The organism is Streptomyces sp. DSM 116793, assembly GCF_057320905.1.
Window position 1 is genome coordinate 4,654,298 of the sequence record NZ_CM170494.1, and the last position, 19,741, is coordinate 4,674,038.

Here is a 19,741-nt window from a genome sequence, read left to right on the forward strand (position 1 = left end):
CCGCCCCCAGCGCCGCGCCAGATGGTCAAACCGGGCCAGAACGCCACTAGTCCGGGGCTGATAGCTCCGGACTATCCCCAAGTGCCATCATCCGCTGGGCCGGAGTGCTCCGTGACACTCCTGCTACCGACAGTTCGTTCTCGACCCCACACATGAACGACTAGGAGCCCCCACATGTCCAGCAGGAAGCCCTCCAAGAGACTTCTCGCCCTGGTGCTCGGCCTCGGCCTCGCCTCCGCGGCCCTGACGACCGCGGGCCCGGCGCTCGCGCAGCCGGCCGCCCCCGCCGCCCCCGCCGCCACCACCGCCTCGTACGCGCGGTACGCGGGCTCGGCCGAGGACGCCGCCAACACCAGGGCGTTCTTCGACGCCGTGCTCAAGTCCGTGGCGGAGAAGCGGGCCGCGAACCCGAGCCTGCAGGCCGTCACGATCACGTACAACCCCTCGGGGGCGCCCACCTACCGGTCGCAGATATCCAGCGCCGCGCAGATCTGGAACAGCTCGGTCACCAACGTGCGGCTCGCCGCGGGCGGCAGCGGCTCGGACTTCTCCTACCGCGAGGGCAACGACCCGCGCGGGTCGTACGCGTCCACGGACGGCCACGGCCGGGGCTACATCTTCATCGACTACGCCCAGAGCCAGCAGTACGACCAGATCCGCATCGTGGCGCACGAGACCGGTCACGTGCTGGGGCTGCCGGACCACTACTCCGGCCCGTGCAGCGAGCTGATGTCCGGCGGTGGACCCGGCCCGTCCTGCACGAACCGGTACCCGGACTCGAACGAGCGGGCGCGGGTGAACCAGTTGTGGGCCAACGGGTTCGAGAAGGCGCTGCAGAAGCTGAACAAGGTTCACTGACGTGTTCCGGCCGGCCCGGCTCGGCTCCGTCCGGCGCTCGCGCGCGGGCGGCCTGTCGGCCGGGCGGGGCCGGTCCGGTCGGTCCCTTGCGGTTCGTGTTCCGGGTGCGGGCCGGTGGGGTTTCTGCGCAGTTCCCCGCGCCCCTTTGGGGCGGCCGGCCCTTGCGGTCCGTGTCCCGGGTGCGGGCCGGTGGGGGCTGATCGCTCCCCACTGCCTGAAGGGCGCGGGAGGTGCCCCGGTTCCTCGCGCCCCTTCCTCGGCGTCCGGAACGCTTCCGGGCCCCGCGCACCCGTTCCGCCAGCTCCGGCCTCCCCCGGCCGTCACCCCCCACCGGTACGGGCCGCTCTCCCACCGTGCGGTCCGTACCGTCACGAACGGCCCGGGGAGGCCGGTTCCATGTCCGGATCCGGGGTGTGCCTCACTCCGTTCCGGCGGCTGGGTGTGGCGTGGTGTGCAGGGTGAGATCCGTGAGGAGCGCGCGGTGGTCGGTGCCCGGTAGTTTCAGGAAGCGGGCGCCGCGGGCGGAGAAGTCGGCGCTGACGAGGACGTGGTCGATCTGCGCGCCGAGTGTGGGCGTGGTGCGGGACGGCCAGCTCGGGGCCCGGGCCGCGCCGGCGAGCCGGGCGCCGTCGCGCAGGCCGGTGTCCAGGATGCGGCGGAACGCCGCGTGGTCCTGGGTGGCGTTGAAGTCGCCGGCGAGGATCGTGGAGCGGTGCTCGGCCGCGGCCGCCGCGGCGAAGCCGCGCAGTGCCCCCAGCTCCGTGCGCCAGCGGTCGAGGCCGCGCGGCAACGGCGGCATCGGGTGCGCCAACTGGAGCCGTACCGGGTGGCCGCGCACGGTGGCCGTGGCGCCCGGCATCGCCATGGTGCCCCGGACCGGGGGTGCCGGGGTGAGCGGGTAGCGGCTGAGGATCACGGAGCCGTGCGAGCCCGGCGCCCTGGCCTCCCGGCGGTACGGGTACGTGCCACGGGGACCGGCCTGCGGATGGTCCCGCCCGGCGGACTCCGGCGCGCCGAAGGCTCGGTCCAGCACCTGGAAGCAGTGGCCGTCGCACTCCTCGACGAACACCAGGTCGGGGCGTTCGCGGCGGACGGCGCGGGTGAGGGCACCGGTGGCGCGGCCGTGCTCGACGTTCGAGGTCAGCACGCGGAGCTCGGCGACGGGCAGGCCGTGCGGGTCGGAGACCTTGCCGTAGGGCTCCGTGTACCAGGCGAGGGCGGCGAGGGCCGCCAGGGACCAGACGAGGCCGGTGCGGGAGCGGGCCAAGGCGGAGAGGAGGAGGGCGAGGGCGGTGGGGGCGATCAGCCAGGGCCAGAACGCGAGGAGCTGGGGGACGGGCGTGACGGCGTCCGTGTCGGTGGCCCGGCAGATGACGACCGTGGTGACGGCGGCGAGGAGGAGCGCGGCGAGCCAGGCGGCCCCGGGGTGGCCCCGGCGCCGCGCCGTGCGGCCGTCGCCGGGCGCGGCCCCCTCCCCGCCCGGCCACTCGGCCGGCGGCCCGTCGACACTCCCACGCCTGCTCATCCTGGACGCATCTTCTCGCACCCCGTGAGCCCCCGGGTGGCTCGTGGTCCGCGCGCCCGCGCGGCGGAGCCGCACGAGGCCCCCGGCCGGAGGGAGCCGTCAGCGCTGTGAGGTGTGCTCCTCGACGATGCGGCGGACGGAGGCGACGACGGCTTCCCGCAGTTGCCGCCACCGCTCGGCCGTCCACGGCGCACCGCTGTCGGCGATCTGGAGGCCCAGCGGGGTGAGCACGTGGACGTGGTGGACGGCCCAGACCAGGGCGTAGAGGTCGGCGGCGGCGAGCGACCGGTCGGGCTGGGCCTCGGCCAGCGCGCCGAGGCGCTGCCGGTAGAAGTCGAGCTCCGGCTGGGTGGGCGCGGGGCGTTCCAGCTGGCGCCACAGGGTCAGGCGCACGCGGTCGGGGTCGGAGGCGTAGTAGTCGAAGACGGCACCCGCGTGCCGCGGAAGGTCCTCCAGGGAGACCGGCACCGTCTCCAGGCTGAGCTCCAGACGTGTGGTGACGACGTGGTCGAAGAGGTGTTCCTTCTTGCCGAAGTACTCGTAGATCGCGCGTTTGTTGGCCTTCGCCTGCTCGGCGATCCGGTCGATGCGGGCGCCCGCCAGGCCGTGGGCGGCGAACTCGCGGTACGCCGCTTCGAGGATGCGCGCCTTGGTGGCGCCGGAGTCGTTGACCACGCGACCAGCATACCGAACGAACTAGTTCTTGATGAGGTCGGATGCGCGCTCCGGCAGCCGACCCCGCCACGGTCGCCGTGGGCACCTTCCCCCGCGCCTTCCACAACACCGGCCAGGTCTGCGTGGCCCCCAAGCGCGTCTACGTCCCCGAGACGCTGCGCGCGGCGGTCGTCGAGGCGTTCGCGGAGCTGGCCCGCGGTGCTCGCGTCGGCGACGGCGCCGACCCCGCGACGCAGTACGGCCCGCTCAACAACCGCCCCCAGCGCGAGCGCGTCGCGGAGCTGGTCGGCGACGCGGTGCGGCAGGGGGCGAGGGTCGCCGCCGGGGGCCGCGAGATCGAGGGGAGCGGCTTCTTCTACCAGCCCACGATCCTCACCGACATCAGCGACGGCGTCCGGATCGTCGACGAGGAGCAGTTCGGGCCCGCGCTGCCGATCATCGGCTACCGCGACGTGGCGGACGAGCTGGCCCGGGCGAACGGCACCCACTTCGGACTCGGCGGCTCCGTCTGGGGCGGCGACCCCGAGCGCGCCGCCGCGGTGGCCGGCTGCGCGGTGGTCGCGCTCGGCTGGGTGCTGAGCGTGCCGCTCATGCACACGGCCTGGGAGCTGGTGGCCGCCGGCTGCCTCACCGGGTCCGGTGCCGGGCTGGCCTACGCGGCGATGCCCCTGCTGGTCATGGCCGCCGTACCGGCCGACCGGACGGCGTCCGCCAACGGCCTGAACACCCTGACGAGGTCGCTCGGGACCTCGTCGTCCGGTGCCGTACTCGGGATGATCCTGACCAGCAGGGTGACCGTCTTCCGCGGTGGCCTCGTCCCCACGGAGGGCGCCTTCCGCGCCGCGTTCCTCACCGCGTTCGCCGCCGCCCTGCTCGCCACCGCGACCGCGCTGCTGCTGCCCCCGGGCCGGCGTACCGGTGCCGGCGAAGGGGCCCGGCGCGCCGCACGGGCGCACCGTCGGGGGCGGGGGAGGGGCCCCGGCTCAGGGAGACGGACGCTTGCGGCGGGTGAGGCAGGTGACCGTGGCGACGGCGAGGCTCGCCGCGAGGATGCTCCACGCGGCCACCCACAACGTGTGCGTCAACGCGTCGTACACCGCCCCCGCCGCCGCCCGGGACACATCCGGCGGCAGATCCCCCAGCGCGAGCCCCCGCCCCACCGCGATCGCCCCCAGCAGCAGGCCGGACCCGAGCGCCGTCCCCAGCGCGGTCGCCGCCACCGCCCGCCGCCTGCGCACCGCGGCCAGCACACCCACCGCCGCACACACCGCCGCCGCGATCGGCAACCACACGGCCATCACCTGAAGCATCCGGAACCCCTTCCGCGACACCGCCAGGTCCTCGGAGCCGAGCAGCGTGACATCGGTGTGCTCCACCGGAATGTGCTCGGCGAACGGCACCGAGTCGTCCAGCAACTGCTGCTTGATGTGCGCGCTGATCGGCGCCAGATCGAAGTCGACCTTCCCGCTGTGCCCGCTCCGCAGCTCCCGCAGCACCGCGTCGTGGGTGGCCCGGTTCGCCGCGTTCCAGGCTGTCCGGAACGCCTTCGTCCCGGTGAACGACCGCACCGCGTCGTTCACGAAGATCCTGACGCTGCCGTGCAGCGGCCCCCGCTCGCCGGAGTCGCCGCCGTCCCGGTGGTTGTGACTCAGGTAGGTCATGATCGCGCCGGTGACGGCGTCCGCCACGTCGTCCTTGACGGCGGTGTCGTAGGCCAGCGGCTCCATGGTCGCCACATAGGTGTCGGTGTCGGCGATGTCGTGGACGGCCCAGGCGGAGACCGTCGCCAGGGGCACCAGGATGCAGGCGACGGTGATCAGCACCGTCGACAGGATGTTCCGCAGGGTGGTGCGTCGCTGGGACATACCCCAAGGCAAAAGCCCTGGTGCGCGGGGCGCGAGCGGGGGGACTGCATCCGGGTGCCGGTCGGCCGCCCGCGGCTCTCGGGCGTCAGTGCGAACAAAAGGGGTAGTGCGGGAGATAAGGATTACCGAGAGGAGTCCGCCATGACCCATGCGATCACCGCGCGCGACAACCGTGCCGCGGTTCTGCCCCGCCCCGTCCGTCCGCGCAGCACCGCTGCCTGGTCGCTGCCCCTGACGCTGGGCATCGTCTACGGCTTCTGGTCCAGCATGATCGACCGCGACGCGGGTCCCATCACCACCGGTAACGTCCTCTTCGGCGTCTTCAGCGGCCTGGCGGTCGCCGTGCTCAGCTTCGCCCTCCACCAGGTGTCACCACGGCTGCCCCGCGGGCTCCGCTCCCTCTCCTGGGGCGTCTTCGCCGGGGTGACCTTCGGCTGGATCTACAGCCTCACGGACGCACCGCACATCCGTGAGGTGATCATCAGCATCCTGACTGCGGCCGGCACGATCGCGATGACTCACTACTACTACCAGGTCACAGAGGTCCGCCCCGACCACCTCACCCGCTCCTGACCCGCGTCCACGGCAAGCACCCGCCCCGCAACGCGACAGAAGGCGTACCGGGGTCAGCTACGGAGTCACCAGCCCGTCAGCAGCAAGTGGTTGACCACGAGCGCCAGCCCCGCCTGCGTCACCAGCCACCACCGCCCAGCCGCCGCGGGCACCAGCACCGCCGCCGGCAGCAACCACAGAGCGAACGGCTGCCAGATCCGCTCCGTCTCCGCCTTGCTCATCCCGGACAGATCCGCCAGCAGGACCGCCACCAGCCCGGCCAGCACCAACACCACCAGAGCCTCAGCCCCCCGCGCCCCCGGCGCCTCCGCGCCGCGCGCCTCCGCCCCGCGGACCTCGGCCCCGCGCGCCTCCGCCCCGCGCGCCTCCGCCCCGCGAGACCCCGCCCCGCGCACACCCCGGAACCCGGCCACCCCCCGCCACCGCACCACCACCCCCGGCGCAGCCGCGAGCACCCGCCGCACCCCCGCCACCGTCACAGGCCCCACCACAAGCACCGTGCAGGCGAGGTTCGCCCAGATCCAGTACCAGTACGGCCGCACACCCCCCGCCCCCTCGTCGTACCGGGTGACGAGCAACCGGTACGCCTCCCACCAGTCGAAGCCGGCCACCGTGAACGCGGCCGGCACCACCGCCGCGCCCACGACCACGTACGGCAGCGGCCGGAGCGTCCGGGCGAGCAGCAGGACGGCCGCGGCGGGCACCGCCATGAGGGTGAGGCCGTACGAGAGGTAGCAGGTCAGCCCCAGCAGCAGCCCGCCGCCGAACGCACAGGCGGCGGGCACCCGCACCGTGCGCGTGGCGGCCAGCGCGAGCAGCGCCACGGCCCACGCGGCGACCGCGGCGAAGTACGCGTCCGCGGACACCCCCGCCCAGACCGCCATGGGCGTGAGGACGAGGAAGGGCGCCGCTCGGCGCGCGAGGGCCTCACCGGCGAGGGCGCGCAGTGCGACGAGCACGGCGGCCACCCCCGAGGTACCGGTGACGAGCACCCACACGGCCGCCCAGGCACCGCCCCGCAGCCCGAGGTGGTCGAGCCAGACGAACGTGAGCGTGGCGCCCGGCGGGTGCCCGGCGACGTGCGCGGGCCAGTGCTGCGGTGAGTGCAGCAGGATGTGGTGGGTGAAGTCCCGCAGCGCCGCGCCGACGTGGCGGAAGCTGCCGACGGACCGGAGGTACTCGTTGCCGGTGGTGAGCCGCCGCGCGACGCCCCGGTGCCAGCCGTCGATCAGGGCGAGTGACCAGGTCCAGGCGAGCGCGGCGGCCCAGGCGGCGGGGAGCAGGGCGCGCCAGCGCAGGCGGTCGGCGAGCGCGGGCCCGTACGCGATCACGGCCGCCGCGACCGCGAGCGCCGCGGGCGTCCCGGGCCCCACGTGCGGCTCCCAGGAGGCGAAGAGCGGCGGCCAGCTCAGGAAGAGGCTGTGGTCGGTGCGCTCGATGTACGTACCCACACCGGCCGCGGCGGCGAAGAGGACCGCAGCGAGACCGACGACCACCAGATCCGCCCGGCGCCCCGGGACGGGACCGCCGGTGCGGGAGGCGGACCGGCCGCCGGTCCGGGAGGTAGACCGAGTGCCGGTGCCGGTGCCGGTGCCGGTGCCGGTGCCGGTACCGGAAGGAGTCCGTTCGCCGGGGCCGGAAGAGGACCGTTCTTCGACACCGGAGGCCGGCCGGGCGCTGGTGCGGGAGGCGGGCCGTTCGCCGGTGCCGGAAGGGGACCGGGCGCCGGGCTGGAGCGGGGAGCCGTCGTCGGGGATCGCGGGCGTCACCTTCGGCACGCTAGGCGCGAAACGCGCCCCAAGCCCCGATTGACGGCCCCCTGTCACCGAACCGTCAGATCCCGCCACCCACCCGCTGCCACCTCGCCGCCCACCCGGCCGTACCCGCCACGACGTCAGCGTTTCGTCATCGGGGAAGAACCCTGGATCGGCCCGGCACCGGCTTACGGTCGCCCCATGCTCGACCTACGGCACCTCGATCCACGGGACGACAGACTCCCCACCTCCCCCCGTTTCTGGCGCAGCCCACTGCGCGGCCCCTGGCTGACCTCGCTGCTGGGTGTCGTCCTGCTGGGCGGGATCACCCTGGTCTTCGTCACGGGGCTGCTCTCCTACGCCGCGTACAACCCCAATCTCGGCGGCGTCAACGACCAGACCCCGGACAAGGGCCTGCTCGGCTTCTACCTCTTCTCCTGGCCGACCCACCCGCACTGGCTGTACCGGCTGACCCAGGGCGTACACGTCACGCTCGGTATCGTGCTGATCCCGGTCGTGCTGGCGAAGCTCTGGTCGGTGGTGCCCAAGCTCTTCGAGTTGCCGCCGGCCCGCTCGATCGGGCATGCGCTGGAACGGATCTCGCTGCTGCTGCTCGTCGGCGGCATCCTCTTCGAGCTGACGACCGGCGTCCTCAACGTCCAGCTCGACTACATCTTCCCCGGCTCGTTCTATCCACTGCACTTCTACGGCGCGTGGGTGTTCTTCGGCGCGTTCCTGCTGCACGTGGTGCTGCGGGCGCCGCAGGCCGTGCGGGTGCTGCGGGACGGCCGGTGGCGGACCGGCGGCGCGGGCCCCGCGGCCGAGCGGGTCGCGGCCGAGGCCGAGGGCCTGACCTCGCCCCGGCCCGCCGCGGCCACGCTCAGCCGGCGGGGCTCGCTCGGCCTGGTCGGGGCGGGCTCGCTGGCGCTGCTGGTGGTGACCGCCGGGCAGAGCATCGGCGGTCCGCTGCGCCGCCTCGCGCTGCTCGCCCCGCACGGCTGGAGCAGCCCGGACACGGGCGCGAACCGCGGCCCCAACTCGTTCCAGATCAACAAGACCGCCGCCTCGATAGCGATCGACGACCGGGAGACGGGCACGGCCTGGCGGCTCACCGTGCAGGGTCCCGGGGGCACGGTGCGCCTCGACCGGGCGGCGCTGCTGCGGATGCCGCAGCACACCGCGGCGCTGCCGATCGCCTGCGTCGAGGGCTGGTCGACCGACGACCAGCACTGGAGCGGGGTACGGCTGCGCGACCTCGCCGCCCTCGTGGGCTACGCGGCGGGGGACGACTACCGGGACGACGGAACCGTGCGCGGCGGCGGCCGGCCCGCGCCGGATGTGTTCGTCGAGTCCCTCCAGCGCCGCGGGGCCTTCCGGAAGGCCGCGCTCCGTTCCAACCAGGTCCGTGACGCCCGCTCACTGCTCGCCCTGCGGGTCAACGGCGCCGACCTCTCCCCCGACCACGGCTTCCCGGCCCGCGTCATCGTCCCCGCCGCGCCCGGTGTCCTCAACACCAAGTGGGTGTCCGGCCTGACCTTCGGAGACCTGTGATGACCGACGACCACGACCCCGGCGACGCCCACGCGGACGGCTCGGGCGACGGACCCGGCGACGCCTCCGATGCCTCCGGCGCGTCCGGCGCGTCCGATGCCTCCGGCGCCTCCGGCAACGGCTCCGATCGCGGCCCCGGCCCCGACGACCACCGACCTCGTGGGGCCCGGGGCCTGGACGGCGCCCAGGCCCCGGGCGGCTCCCAGGCGCCGGGCGGCTCCCACGCGCCGGGCGGCGCCCTCGCGCGGCGCGCGGCGCGCTGGTACGGCGAGGGGCCGCTCCAACTGGTGCTGCTCGTCGTCTCGTTCGCGGTGGCGGCGTACGCGGGCGTGCGGCTGGTGCACGGCGCGGACAGCGCGCTCACGCTGGTGCTGTGGTTCGTCGGTGCGGCCCTCGTGCACGACCTGGTCCTGGTCCCCGTGTACGGGTTCGCCGACCGCGCCGCCCAGGCGGTGTTCGCCGTGGGCGCGTACGCGCGGGCCGGCCACGGGCGCGAGGACGGAGCCCGCGAGGACGGAGCCGGTGGCCGGGCGGACGTGCGCCGGCGGCGCCGTACCGCCTGGCTGAACCACCTCCGCGTGCCCGCCCTCCTCTCCGCCCTCCTCCTGCTGGTGTACTTCCCGCTGATCTCGGGGCAGCGCAGGGCGCACTACGAGTCGGCCACGGCCCTCACCGGCAGCGGCTTCCTGTCCCGCTGGCTGCTGATCACGGTCGGGCTGTTCGCGCTGTCCGCGCTGTGGCTGGTGGCGCGGATCGCCGGCGGCCGGGTGGCGCGCCGGCGCAGGGCGACGAAGGACCGGCCGCCGGCGGTCCACTGACGCACCGTGTGCCAGCCGAGCCGGCGCGCGTACCGGAGCAGTGCCGGGGTGCCGACCCGGGCCCACGGAAAGAGTGAGCCCGCGGCGCCCCGGCCGTCGTCCACCCGGACCAGCACGCGTTCGTCGACGTCCACCGGAGCGGTCTCGGCGAGCAGCAGCCCGCCGGGCGCGAGCAGGGTGCCGACGCGGGTGATCAGGGCGAGCGGGTCGCCGCCGATGCCTATGTTGCCGTCGATCAGCAGGGCGGTGTCCCAGCGGCCCTCGCCCGGCAGCGGCTCGAAGACGGAGCGCCGCAGGGCCTGCCCCTCCCCGAGCTCTCGAACGGTCTCAAGCAGGGCGGGCGCCAAGCGCCGGACGGTGTGCGCGACGGCCGCCTCGCTGACGTCGATGCCGAGCACCCGGTGGCCGCGCGCCGCCAGCTCCGCGACCAGCCGGCCGGGACCGCAGCCGATGTCGAGCACGGTGCCCTCGCACTGCCGCAGCGCGGACAGGTCGGCCGCGTCGGGGCCCGCGCACCAGCGCTCCACCTCCAGGGGCAGCAGCCAGCCGTCGGTACGCCGCAGGAACAGCGGCCCGCGCCCGCTGCGCAGCGCCTCCGCGTACGGGTCGACGGGTCCCACGGACCAGGACACTCGTTCCGCTGTGCGTTCCACTGTGCGTTCTGCTGTCCGTCCTGCTGTCGGTTCCGCTGTCCGGTGGGACATCTGCTGGGGCGTCTGCGGGGGTGTCTGACGGGGCGCCTGTGGGGACGTCCGTCCCGCTGTCCGTGCCGCTGTCCGTGCCGCTGTCCGTTCCGCCGGCCGCTGTGGCGTCCGCTGCGGCGTCTGCTGGGTGGTCCGCTGCCGCATCCGTTCCGTCCTCGCCGGGCTCATCGGGCGCCAGCCCGGGTGAGGTCGGCCAGGGTGGCGGCGAAGCGGGTGGCCGGGGCGTCCGCGGCGACCTTCTCGGCGTCGTCCGGGGTGTCCACGTCCCGCAGCGGGGGCAGGTCGCGCACCCGCAGCCCCGCGTCGGTCAGCCGGGCGCGCTGGACGGCGCCGGTGGTGGCGGTGGACATGGGGACGCCGCGCAGCAGCGCGGGGTCGGGCGCGGCCAGGCCGAGCGCCCAGAAGCCGCCGTCCTCGGCGGGACCGAACCACGCCTCGCAGTCCCGCCACGCGTCCGGGCGGAGCGCCGGGGCGAGGAGTGCGGGTGTGAGCTGCGGGGTGTCCATGCCGACCAGCAGGGTGGGCCCGGTGCACTGCGCGAAGGCAGCGGCCAGCCGCTCGTCCAGGCCGCCCGCCGCCTGCGGCAGCACGTCCACGCCCGGGGGCAGCCAGGGGCCCGGCGCGCCGTCCAGCACCAGCACGCGGCGGCGCGCGGGGACGGCCAGGACGGTGTCCAGGGTGTCGGCGAGGGCGGCCGCGGCGAGCCGGGCGGCTTCCCCGGGGGTGAAGCGGGGGGTCAGCCGGGTCTTCACCCGGCCCGGGCGGGGTTCCTTGGCGATGACCAGCACGGTGGTGCCACCACGGCGCCGGGCCGGGCCGACCCCGACCGACGCCGGGGTGGGCCGTGCGGGGCCGGATGGCGCCGGGGTGGGCCGTGCGGGGCCCGATGGTGCCGGATCCGGTCGTGTGGGGCCGGATGGCGTCGGGGTGGTCCGTGGTGCCTCGGCCGGTGCCGGCTTGGTCGGTGCGGTGTCGGTCGGCGCCGGGACGGCCCGTGTGCGCCTGGGCGGCGCGGTGCCGGCCGGCGTCGGCCTGGTCCGTGACGTTCCGACCGTTCTCCCGGTCCTCTGCGCCGCGCTCATGGGGCGGGGGTTTCTGTGTGTGCGGGGTGTGCGGGACGTGCGCGGTGCGCTGCGGTGGTGCCGGGCCCGTCCACAGGGTGCGCGGAGGAGCGGAACGGGGCCGATCGGCCGCCCGCCGAGGGACTCGCGGAGGGGCCCGCCGAGGGGCCGGTCGCGGGGCCCGCCGAGGGGCCGGTCGCGGGGCCTCCCTCGGGCGCCGGTTCCGCCAGGACCTTGCGCATGTCGCGCACCGCGTGCCAGGTGCCCCGCCAGGTCCCGGTGACCTTGGACTTGCCGGCGCGGGGGCGGTACGGCACGTCGTGTTCCGCGATCCGCCAGCCGGCGTCGGCGGCGCGCACCACCATCTGGAGGGGGTAGCCGCTGCGCCGGTCGGTGAGGTCGAGGCCGACGAGTGCGGTGCGCCGGGCGGCGCGCAACGGGCCCAGGTCGTGCAGGCGCACGCCGGTGCGCCGGCGCAGCATCCGGGCCAGCACGAAGTTGCCGACGCGCGCGTGCGGCGGCCAGGCGCCGCGCTCCTGTGGCCTCCTGCGGCCGAGCACCAGGTCGGACCGGCCCGCCGTCACCTCCCGTACGAACGGCGCCAGCAGCGCCGGGTCCAGGGACGCGTCGCAGTCGCAGAAGCAGACGATCTCCGCGGTGGCCGCGGTCAGGCCCGCGTGGCAGGCGGCTCCGAAGCCGCGCCGCGCCTCGTGGACGACGGTGGCTCCGAGCGTCCTGGCCAGGTCGGCGGAGCCGTCCGTGGAGCCGTTGTCGACGACGATGGCGCGCCATCCGCCGGGGATGCGGGAGAGGACCCACGGGAGTGCCTCGGCTTCGTCCAGGCAGGGGAGGACGACGTCGACGGTGGGGGAGGCCTCGGGCGCGGGCGCGACCGGTGGTACCGGCACGGCCGACGGTGCCGGCACGGCCGACGCGGCCCGTTCCCGCGGGGCTGGTCGGGGTGGGGGATCTGAGGGAGTCACGCCCCTCACCCTACGGACGCAAAACGGGCAAATCGGGTGGCGGTGCCTTACGAAACTCGGACGTCGGCGGCCGCCGGCCGCGATGGGGCGGGCGCGGGGCCGTGGGGGCGGGGTTGGGCCGATCGGGTGAAGCGTGGGAGCGGGCGCCGGCGTTCAGCGGGCCGGCGCCCGGCCGGTCGGCTTCACCCAGGAGACGTCGGGCGCTGATTCCAGGTGGATCGTATGCGCCTCGTGGGTCACCCGGAGTCGGAAGTCGGTGACCCCCGGCGAGCCCTGTTCGCGCCAGTCTCCGACAGCGCGCTCGATCACGTCCCAGATGTGCACGGGGCCGCCCTGGCGAACGGTGAAGCGGGATGTGTCTCTCACTGGTCGCTGTCGTTCCCCGTGTCCTGGTCTCCGCCGCCGCCGGGACCGCCCGGACCGGCACCGTCATTCGGGTTCCCCGTGCCGGTTGGCGGGTTGGTTCCCGTGCTGGTGCCGTGCCCCGGCGCCTCGATCACTGCGCCACCGGCGTCCAGGTAGCGCGTGGTCTGCGTATCGGGGTCCAACACGGCCCGAGCGTAGACCGTGGAACCGCTCGCCGGATACGGCGCCAGGCGCCGTACTCCCCACGTGCGCGGGGTGGAAACGCCGTTCGGCAAAGGAGTGCCGGCCGGCAACCGGTCCGAGTGAGCGAACACTGAACTGTCCCTCCGTTGGTTCGGTTGGATATCGGTTACGCCCGTTGAGGGCGTCGTGGGGGTGCGACCCTGACCCGAACGGTCGCCATGGGGTGGTGCTGAGGTCGGTGGTGGACTCGCAGCGGGCCTGCACCCACCTCTGCGGCGGGGAGCGCTCATCTCACAGGTAGAGCTGTCGCTTGCAGCGCTTGCAGTAGGTCTTGCCGTCGCGCTGCACGATTTTCCGGTGGTCGCAGTTCTTCTCTTCTGCCTTCGGCATGGCGTCTTTCGGCCGATCGTCAGTGGTCGGGCGGAGCGTGCTCGTGCGCTTGATGGCGACGGAGCAACACATTCGCGTCGGTCTCCTCGCTGCGATCGAACACGGCTTGCGCGGCGCGCCGCCGCGCCGAGAGCCGTGCGCACGTCGCGCATCCGGCCACGGGCACGGGCGGCCGACCGGCGCCGGACTCCGGGCCGCCGCCGGGTTCACGCATTCCCCGCGGCTTGTCCGGCGGGCCGTGCGCCCCGGCAAGGGCAGGGCCCGAATCGGTCCCGTCGACCATGGCCTCCGTGCCTCCCGTCTCTTCCCCGCACGCCTTCGACCAGGCATCGCTGAGCACCGGTCACCTTGCCGGCCTCCGGCTCGTTGACCCTGTGCCACCAGTGCACCGCCTCGGCGGCGGATGTGGGCCGTGGACGACCGGACGTTTGGGCGGACGTTTTCCCATCCGGCTCCGGGGCTGGGCAGGACGGTGGCAGAACGATCCGTAGAACGTTGGGGGGAGCACATGGGGGACATCAACTCCGGTCGGCTGGCGCGGTTGCGCAAGGCCGCCGGACACACGCAGGTGACCTTCGTCGCCGCGTTCGCCCGTGAGGCCGCGCGCCTCGGCGTCGCCGCCTCGGTGAGCGTTCGCCAACTGCGGCGGTGGGAGAGCGAGACGCCTCCGCCGTTACCGCACCCGGCCCAGCAGGCCGTTCTGGAAGCGATGTTCGGCCTACCACTGGCCGAGATGGGGTTCGAGGTTCCCGCCCATCGGAACGGAATCGCCGAAATGGGTGACGATGGAGACGTGAAACGTCGGGCATTGGTCACCGGTACCGGGGCGATCGCCGCCGCGGCGATGCTCCCCGAGCGGCGCGGCCCGCGCATCGGCGCCGCCGAGGTGGCGGCGCTCCGGCTCCGGTTGGCCGACCTCTACACCGTCGACCACCGCTCCGGAGGCATCCCCGCCAAGGCGCGGGCACTCCACCTTGAGCGGCAGATCACAGGTGCTCTGGCCAACAGCGTCTACACGAGCAGGATCGGCCGGGAGCTTCAACGCCTGCTCTCCGAACTGCAGAGCAACCAAGCGTGGTACGGCTACGACACTGGTCCTGTTGAGCACGCCCGCGACGCCTCGATAGAGGCCCTGACGACGGCCCAGCTCATCGGCGATGGCCTTTTGCAGATCTCGGCACTGGAGACGCTCGTGCTGATCGACGTCAGAACAGGCCGGCACTGGGAAGCCCGATCAGCTGTCGAGACCGCGTACAACCTGGCAGAAGAGGCGGGGGCAGGGCCGGCTGTGCGCCTTGTGATCGCTCTGCGGGAGGCGAATGTCGCCACGCACATCGGGGACACCACTGCCGCCTCTCGCGCGCTCAGCCGCGCGCTTACGTTCCAGGGCCGGAACGCAGGCGGCGACGAGGTGCCTGCGTGGGCACGGTTCGCGGGTCCCGTGGAGATCGACTACGCAACGGCGGACATGTATGCGAGGGCCGGGAAACCGCAGCGTGCTGTGCCCTTCTTACGCGCCGCCGTGGACGGGCTCGGGGGTGGATATGGCCGGAACACGGCATGGTACCGGTCGAAGCTTGCCCACACGCTTCTCAAGGTAGGAGAGGTGGAGGAGGCTTGCGCGGAGATGACGGGCGTCCTGGAGTCCTGCCGGGAAGTCGCTTCCGACCGCCTCGTCGATCGCATCCGCGGCTTCCAGAAGATGGTCCACACGATCGACACCCCAGTAGCCCGCGATCTCTCGGACCGGATACGAGAAGCCGTGCCAGGAGGCCACCCATGACGCCACCGGAGACCATCGTGATCGAGCGGATGGACGGAGCGGCAGCCGGGGATGCCGAGGCCGCCTTCCGGCGTGTCTACGCGGAGGTGTTCGCCGAAGAGCCGTACCGGGAAACGCCTGACTCGGTCGAAGCGAACTTCCGCCGCTTCCGCTCCCAGGTCCGCAAAGCGACGTTCCGCGGAGCCCTCGCCCGCACGGGCGACGGTGAACCGGTCGGCATCGCGTACGGCTATCCGCTCAGTCCGGCCACCGGGTGGTGGGACCGGTTGACCACGCCCGTGAGTGACGAGCTGCGCCGGGAGGACGGACGCCGGACGTTCGGGCTGATGGAGCTCGCCGTGCGGGCTGACTGGCGGCGTCGGGGCGTGGCGCGGCGCCTGCACGAGGCGGTCCTCGCCGGCGGTGCGGAGGAACGAGTGCTGCTCAACGCGCGGCCGGACGTCGAGGCGGCGCAGGCCGCCTACCGGGCATGGGGCTACCGCAAGGTGGGGGAGGCCCATCCCTGGGACGGAGCGGTCCTGCACGACGTGATGGTTCTCGGGCTGCACCGCACGGCCGCGTGAGGCGGGCGGGCGGCCACTCGTGGGGGCGCATGGGCCGAGGGCGTCGGGGCCTGGCCGAGGACGCGCCGGAGTCCTTACGAATCGGGAACATCGTGCGGTTCGTACCGGTGGGGAGGCCGTGGGCGGGCGGGGTGGTGCGACGCTGAGGGGTATGGCGTACTCCTCCCCGTCATCGGACCAGCCCGCGTCATCGGACCAGCGCCCGTCATCGGACCAGCGCCCGTCATCGGACCAGTCCCCGTCCCCTGACCGGCCCCCGGCGGCCGGGCCGGCCGCGGCGGCCGAGCGGCCCGCGGACCGGGCGGCGGCGGCCGCCCGCGTTCTCGTCGTGGACGACGACCCCACCGTCGCCGAGGTGGTCGCCGGCTACCTGCAACGGGCCGGGCACACCGTGGACCGCGCCGCCGACGGGCCCACCGCGCTGGAGCGGGCGGCCGCGCACCGGCCCGACCTCGTGGTGCTCGACCTGATGCTGCCGGGCATGGACGGCCTGGAGGTGTGCCGCCGGATGCGCGCGGAGGGCCCCGTTCCGGTGATCATGCTCACCGCGCGCGGTGACGAGGATGACCGGATCCTCGGCCTGGAAGTGGGCGCGGACGACTACGTCACCAAGCCCTTCAGCCCCCGTGAGCTGGTGCTCCGCGTCGGGTCCGTGCTGCGCCGCAGCCGGCTGTCGGCGTCCGGGGGCAGCCGGCAGCCCGGCGGCCTGCTGTCCGCCGCGGGGCTGACCGTCGATCCCGACGCGCGGCGCGCCACCAAGTCCGGGACGGAGCTCGCCCTCACCGTCCGCGAATTCGACCTGCTCACCTTCTTCCTGCGCAACCCCGGCCGGGCGTTCGGCCGGGAGGAGCTGATGCGCGAGGTGTGGGGGTGGGACTTCGGCGACCTCTCCACGGTCACCGTCCACGTCCGCCGCCTGCGCGGCAAGATCGAGGACGACCCCGCCCGGCCGACGCTCATCCAGACGGTCTGGGGCGTCGGCTACCGCATGGACGCGTCCGGCCGTGGCGGGGAAGCGGGAAGCACCGCCGGTCCCGCAGCCGGAGGCACCGCCGATCCCTCCGCCCCCGCGGGATCGTCCGGCCAGGTGACATAGGCCTATTTTTCCGGTTCGCCTGGTTCACGTAATTCGTCTGGTCAGGCTGCCCTGTTCGATTCGCCCGGCCCGGTCACCCCGTCCGGTCCGGCCCCCTCCTAGACTTCTGCCGGGGCCGGACGGCCCGCGGTCCCGCTCCCCGGGCCGGGCCCGCGAGGCCGCGCCTCGGCGCCGTACCCCTCCTCGGCGCCGTACCCGCCGCGTCCGCCCCCGGACCGAAGGTTCCCGAAGGGACTCCCGTGCACGCCACCCTCCTCATCGCCCTCTTCGCCTTCCTCGGCGCCGCCGCCGCGGGGCTGCTCGGTGTCGTGGTGCTGCGGGCGCTGCGGCGGCGGTCGCTGATGGTGTCGCTGGCGGTGGTCGCCGGGGTCGCGGTGACCGCGATGCTGGCGGGCACGCTGGCGGTGGCGTGGGCGATGTTCCTCTCCGAGCACGACCTGTCGGTGGTGACGACGGTGGTGGCGATGGCCGCCGTCGTCTCGCTGGCCACCGCCCTGCTGCTGGGCCGCTGGGTGGTGGCCAGCGGCCGCGCCCTGGCCGCGGCGACCCGGTCCTTCGGCGAGGCGGGCAGCTTCGCGGCCCCACAGGAGCCGGCCACCGCCGAGCTGGCCGCCCTCACCCGCGAGCTGGAGCTGACCAGCGCCAGGCTGGCCGATTCCCGGGACCGCGAACGCACCCTGGAGACCTCGCGCCGGGAGCTGGTCGCATGGATCTCGCACGACCTGCGCACCCCGCTCGCCGGGCTGCGGGCCATGTCGGAGGCGCTGGAGGACGGAGTGGTGGCCGACCCGGACCGCTACCTGCGCCGGATGCGCACCGAGGTGGAGCGGCTCAACGACATGGTCGGCGACCTCTTCGAGCTGTCCAGGATCCATGCCGGGACGCTGGCGCTCACGCCGTCCCGGATGTCCGTCTACGACCTGGTCGGTGATGCGCTCGCGGGTGCCGACCCGCTGGCGCGCGAGCACGGCGTTCGGCTGGTGGGGGACGGCATAGAGGCGGTGCCGGTGGAGGTGGACGGCAAGGAGATGAGCCGGGTGCTGGGCAACCTCCTCATCAACGCGATCCGCCGCACCCCGGCGGACGGCACGGTCGCGGTGGCGGCGCGGCGGGCCGGGCAGGGCGTGGTGCTGTCGGTCACGGACGGCTGCGGGGGGATCCCCGAGGACGACCTGCCCCGCGTCTTCGACACCGGCTGGCGCGGCTCCCACGCCCGGACGCCCCCCGCAGGCGCGGGCCTCGGCCTCGCCATCGTGCGCGGCATCGTGGAGGCCCACCACGGCAAGGCCACCGTCCGCAACGTCACCGGCGGCTGCCGCTTCGAGGTCACCCTGCCGGCCGCCGAGCCCGCGGGCTGACGGACCCCGGCCCGGCGGTCCTCCGTCCGGCGCCAAGGGGCGGGCGGTCCTCCGTCCGGCGCCAAGGGGCGGGCGGTCCTCCCTCCGGCGTCACGGGTCGGGTGGTCATCCGTCCGGCGTCACGGGTCGGGCGGTCACGGGTCCCGCGGTCATCCGTCCGGCGGTCACGCGGGGTGGCGCGGGACCTGGGCCCTGGATCGGCAACGCGTCCGGCGGTCACGCGGAACGGCGTGTGGGGCCCGGGCGCGGACCGGCAACGCGTCCGGCCGACCCCGCCCCTACTTCTCCAGCCCGATCGACTGGCAGGCCAGCTTGTACGCCGCCGTGCAGATGTCCCCGACCGTGTAGATCTTGTCCTTGACCACGGTGGACGCGATCGTCTTCCGGGTGATGGGGCGCACGGGGACGAGGTGGGAGGGGATGTCCGTGGTGGTGGCGTTCTTGGAGCGGTCCATGGCGAGGGCGTCGTACTCGATCATGCGGCCCTTGGAGATCTTGACGGCCATCTGGGCGGCCACCGCCGCCTCCTCGCGGTAGGGCTTGTACACGGTCATGTACTGCTCACCGGCGACGATCCGCTGCACCGCGGGAAGCTCCGCGTCCTGGCCGGTGATCGGCGGCATCCGGGTGACGCCGGCCTTCTTGAGGGCGGTGATGATGCCGCCCGCCATGCCGTCGTTGGCGGAGTAGACGCCCGCGATGTTCTGCGCGCCGATCGACCTGATGGCGGCGGCCATGTTGGCGCGGGCGTTCTCCGGCTTCCAGTCCACCGTGTCGTAGGACTTGGCGATCGTCACGTCCTGCAGCTCGGAGCGCGCGCCCTTCTTGAAGAGGGCGGCGTTCGGGTCGGTCGGCGAGCCGTTCATCATGACGATCTTGCTGCTCTTGTCCGCGTGCTTGCCCAGCGCCTCCATCAGCGCCTGGCCCTGCACCTGGCCGACCAGCTCGCCGTCGAAGGTGATGTAGCCGTCGACGGGGCCCTCGGCGAGCCGGTCGTAGGCGATGACGTTGATGCCGGCGGCCTTGGCGTGCTTGACGGCCGGGGCGATCGCCTTGGCGTCCACCGCGTCGACGAGGATGGTGTCGACGTCGTCCGCGTCGACCATCTTGTTCATCTGGGCCTTCTGCCTGCTGGCGCTGGAGTCGGCGTTGGCGTAGACGACCGTTCCCTTGCCGTGCGTCAGCGCCTTGACCTCCTGCTCGACCACGGGGCGGTCGAACTTCTCGTAGCGCGCGGTCTCCCTCTCGGGCAGCAGCAGGCCCACCCTGACGTCGTCGCCCTTGACCTCGCGGTGCTGGTCGGCGTCGTCGGAGCCCAGCAGGTGGCCGCAGGAGGTGAGGGAGAGCGCCAGCGCGCACACCGCCGCGGCTGCGGTCCCGCCGCGTCCCAACGGGCCCCGGGCGGCCCTGAACCGGGCGGCCGGGAACCGGTCGGAGAACCGGTCGGAGAACCGGTCGGAGAACCGGTCGGCCGGGCCCCGCGCCGCTCCGGGCGCGACACCGCGCGCCGTGCCGGGTTCAGCTGTGCCACGTATAAAGGCCTTCACTCCGGTGCACCTCCCTGGCGTGGCCACTGCACGGGCCCGAGCTGGCTGAAAGCCAACCCCGGGTGCCCCACGGCGTCAAGGAGCTAAT

At 74.1% G+C, this 19,741-nt stretch carries 16 protein-coding genes and 2 pseudogenes; 8 read left to right on the forward strand and 10 right to left on the reverse strand.

Annotated elements, in window-relative coordinates:
* Positions 1 to 174: 174 nt before the first annotated feature.
* A complete protein-coding gene (snpA, locus tag ACSMXW_RS18045) occupies positions 175 to 858 on the forward strand; it encodes a snapalysin (RefSeq protein WP_485797748.1) in 684 nt (227 codons plus the stop codon).
* A gap of 418 nt (positions 859 to 1,276) precedes the next feature.
* Here snpA and ACSMXW_RS18050 read toward each other — a convergent pair whose 3' ends face one another.
* Both ACSMXW_RS18050 and ACSMXW_RS18055 read right to left on the reverse strand, forming a co-directional pair.
* A complete protein-coding gene (locus ACSMXW_RS18050; protein WP_485797749.1) occupies positions 1,277 to 2,383 on the reverse strand; it encodes an endonuclease/exonuclease/phosphatase family protein in 1,107 nt (368 codons plus the stop codon).
* 99 nt (positions 2,384 to 2,482) lie between these two features.
* Complete coding sequence (locus ACSMXW_RS18055; RefSeq protein WP_485797750.1) at positions 2,483 to 3,058, reverse strand: TetR/AcrR family transcriptional regulator; 576 nt, start codon at positions 3,056 to 3,058, stop codon at positions 2,483 to 2,485.
* Between the two features lie 41 nt (positions 3,059 to 3,099).
* On the opposite strand from ACSMXW_RS18055, the pseudogene ACSMXW_RS18060 reads away from it, so the two are divergent.
* A pseudogene (locus tag ACSMXW_RS18060) lies at positions 3,100 to 3,942 on the forward strand (aldehyde dehydrogenase family protein); the annotation flags it as partial.
* A 99-nt stretch (positions 3,943 to 4,041) separates the two neighbouring features.
* Here ACSMXW_RS18060 and ACSMXW_RS18065 read toward each other — a convergent pair.
* Positions 4,042 to 4,923: a hypothetical protein gene (locus tag ACSMXW_RS18065; RefSeq protein WP_485797751.1), complete on the reverse strand. Its 882-nt coding sequence runs from the start codon at positions 4,921 to 4,923 to the stop codon at positions 4,042 to 4,044.
* Between the two features lie 141 nt (positions 4,924 to 5,064).
* Here ACSMXW_RS18065 and ACSMXW_RS18070 point away from each other — a divergent pair, with 141 nt between their 5' ends.
* Complete coding sequence (locus tag ACSMXW_RS18070; protein ID WP_485808576.1) at positions 5,065 to 5,496, forward strand: hypothetical protein; 432 nt, start codon at positions 5,065 to 5,067, stop codon at positions 5,494 to 5,496.
* A 65-nt stretch (positions 5,497 to 5,561) separates the two neighbouring features.
* Here the strand turns inward: ACSMXW_RS18070 and ACSMXW_RS18075 are convergent, their stop codons facing one another.
* The gene (locus ACSMXW_RS18075) at positions 5,562 to 7,265 is read right to left on the reverse strand and encodes a hypothetical protein (RefSeq protein ID WP_485797752.1); all 1,704 of its coding nucleotides are present in this window, start codon (positions 7,263 to 7,265) and stop codon (positions 5,562 to 5,564) included.
* Positions 7,266 to 7,451: 186 nt separating this feature from the next.
* Here ACSMXW_RS18075 and ACSMXW_RS18080 point away from each other — a divergent pair, with 186 nt between their 5' ends.
* Positions 7,452 to 8,801, forward strand: coding sequence for a molybdopterin-dependent oxidoreductase (locus tag ACSMXW_RS18080; protein WP_485797753.1), 1,350 nt, complete (start codon positions 7,452 to 7,454; stop codon positions 8,799 to 8,801).
* Between the two features lie 649 nt (positions 8,802 to 9,450).
* Here the strand turns inward: ACSMXW_RS18080 and ACSMXW_RS18085 are convergent.
* The 5 genes and pseudogenes from ACSMXW_RS18085 to tgmA form a co-directional block, all read right to left on the reverse strand.
* Positions 9,451 to 10,323: a methyltransferase domain-containing protein gene (locus tag ACSMXW_RS18085; RefSeq protein WP_485797754.1), complete on the reverse strand. Its 873-nt coding sequence runs from the start codon at positions 10,321 to 10,323 to the stop codon at positions 9,451 to 9,453.
* A gap of 164 nt (positions 10,324 to 10,487) precedes the next feature.
* Entirely contained in the window at positions 10,488 to 11,111 is a 624-nt protein-coding gene (locus ACSMXW_RS18090) for a TIGR04282 family arsenosugar biosynthesis glycosyltransferase (protein ID WP_485797755.1), read from the reverse strand.
* A 470-nt stretch (positions 11,112 to 11,581) separates the two neighbouring features.
* Positions 11,582 to 12,292 (reverse strand): annotated as a pseudogene (locus tag ACSMXW_RS18095) (glycosyltransferase family 2 protein); the annotation flags it as partial.
* Positions 12,293 to 12,520: 228 nt separating this feature from the next.
* The gene (locus ACSMXW_RS18100) at positions 12,521 to 12,733 is read right to left on the reverse strand and encodes a hypothetical protein (RefSeq protein ID WP_485797756.1); all 213 of its coding nucleotides are present in this window, start codon (positions 12,731 to 12,733) and stop codon (positions 12,521 to 12,523) included.
* The gene (tgmA, locus tag ACSMXW_RS18105) at positions 12,730 to 13,206 is read right to left on the reverse strand and encodes a putative ATP-grasp-modified RiPP (RefSeq protein ID WP_485797757.1); all 477 of its coding nucleotides are present in this window, start codon (positions 13,204 to 13,206) and stop codon (positions 12,730 to 12,732) included. Before tgmA ends, ACSMXW_RS18100 begins: the two co-directional genes overlap by 4 nt.
* A gap of 608 nt (positions 13,207 to 13,814) precedes the next feature.
* On the opposite strand from tgmA, the gene ACSMXW_RS18110 reads away from it, so the two are divergent.
* The 4 genes from ACSMXW_RS18110 (at position 13,815) to ACSMXW_RS18125 (ending at position 18,106) form a co-directional block, all read left to right on the forward strand.
* Positions 13,815 to 15,089, forward strand: coding sequence for an NsdA family TPR-like regulatory protein (locus tag ACSMXW_RS18110; RefSeq protein WP_485797758.1), 1,275 nt, complete (start codon positions 13,815 to 13,817; stop codon positions 15,087 to 15,089).
* A complete protein-coding gene (locus tag ACSMXW_RS18115) occupies positions 15,086 to 15,652 on the forward strand; it encodes a GNAT family N-acetyltransferase (RefSeq protein WP_485797759.1) in 567 nt (188 codons plus the stop codon). The genes ACSMXW_RS18110 and ACSMXW_RS18115 overlap by 4 nt, the downstream gene beginning before the upstream one ends.
* Positions 15,653 to 15,803: 151 nt before the next feature.
* Positions 15,804 to 16,748, forward strand: a complete 945-nt coding sequence (locus ACSMXW_RS18120; protein ID WP_485797760.1) for a response regulator transcription factor — start codon at positions 15,804 to 15,806, stop codon at positions 16,746 to 16,748.
* A gap of 239 nt (positions 16,749 to 16,987) precedes the next feature.
* Positions 16,988 to 18,106: a sensor histidine kinase gene (locus ACSMXW_RS18125; protein ID WP_485797761.1), complete on the forward strand. Its 1,119-nt coding sequence runs from the start codon at positions 16,988 to 16,990 to the stop codon at positions 18,104 to 18,106.
* A gap of 278 nt (positions 18,107 to 18,384) precedes the next feature.
* On the opposite strand, the gene ACSMXW_RS18130 is transcribed toward ACSMXW_RS18125, so the two are convergent.
* On the reverse strand, positions 18,385 to 19,497 hold the full coding sequence (locus ACSMXW_RS18130; RefSeq protein ID WP_485808127.1) for a sugar ABC transporter substrate-binding protein: 1,113 nt from the start codon (positions 19,495 to 19,497) through the stop codon (positions 18,385 to 18,387).
* Between the last annotated feature and the right edge of the window lie 244 nt (positions 19,498 to 19,741).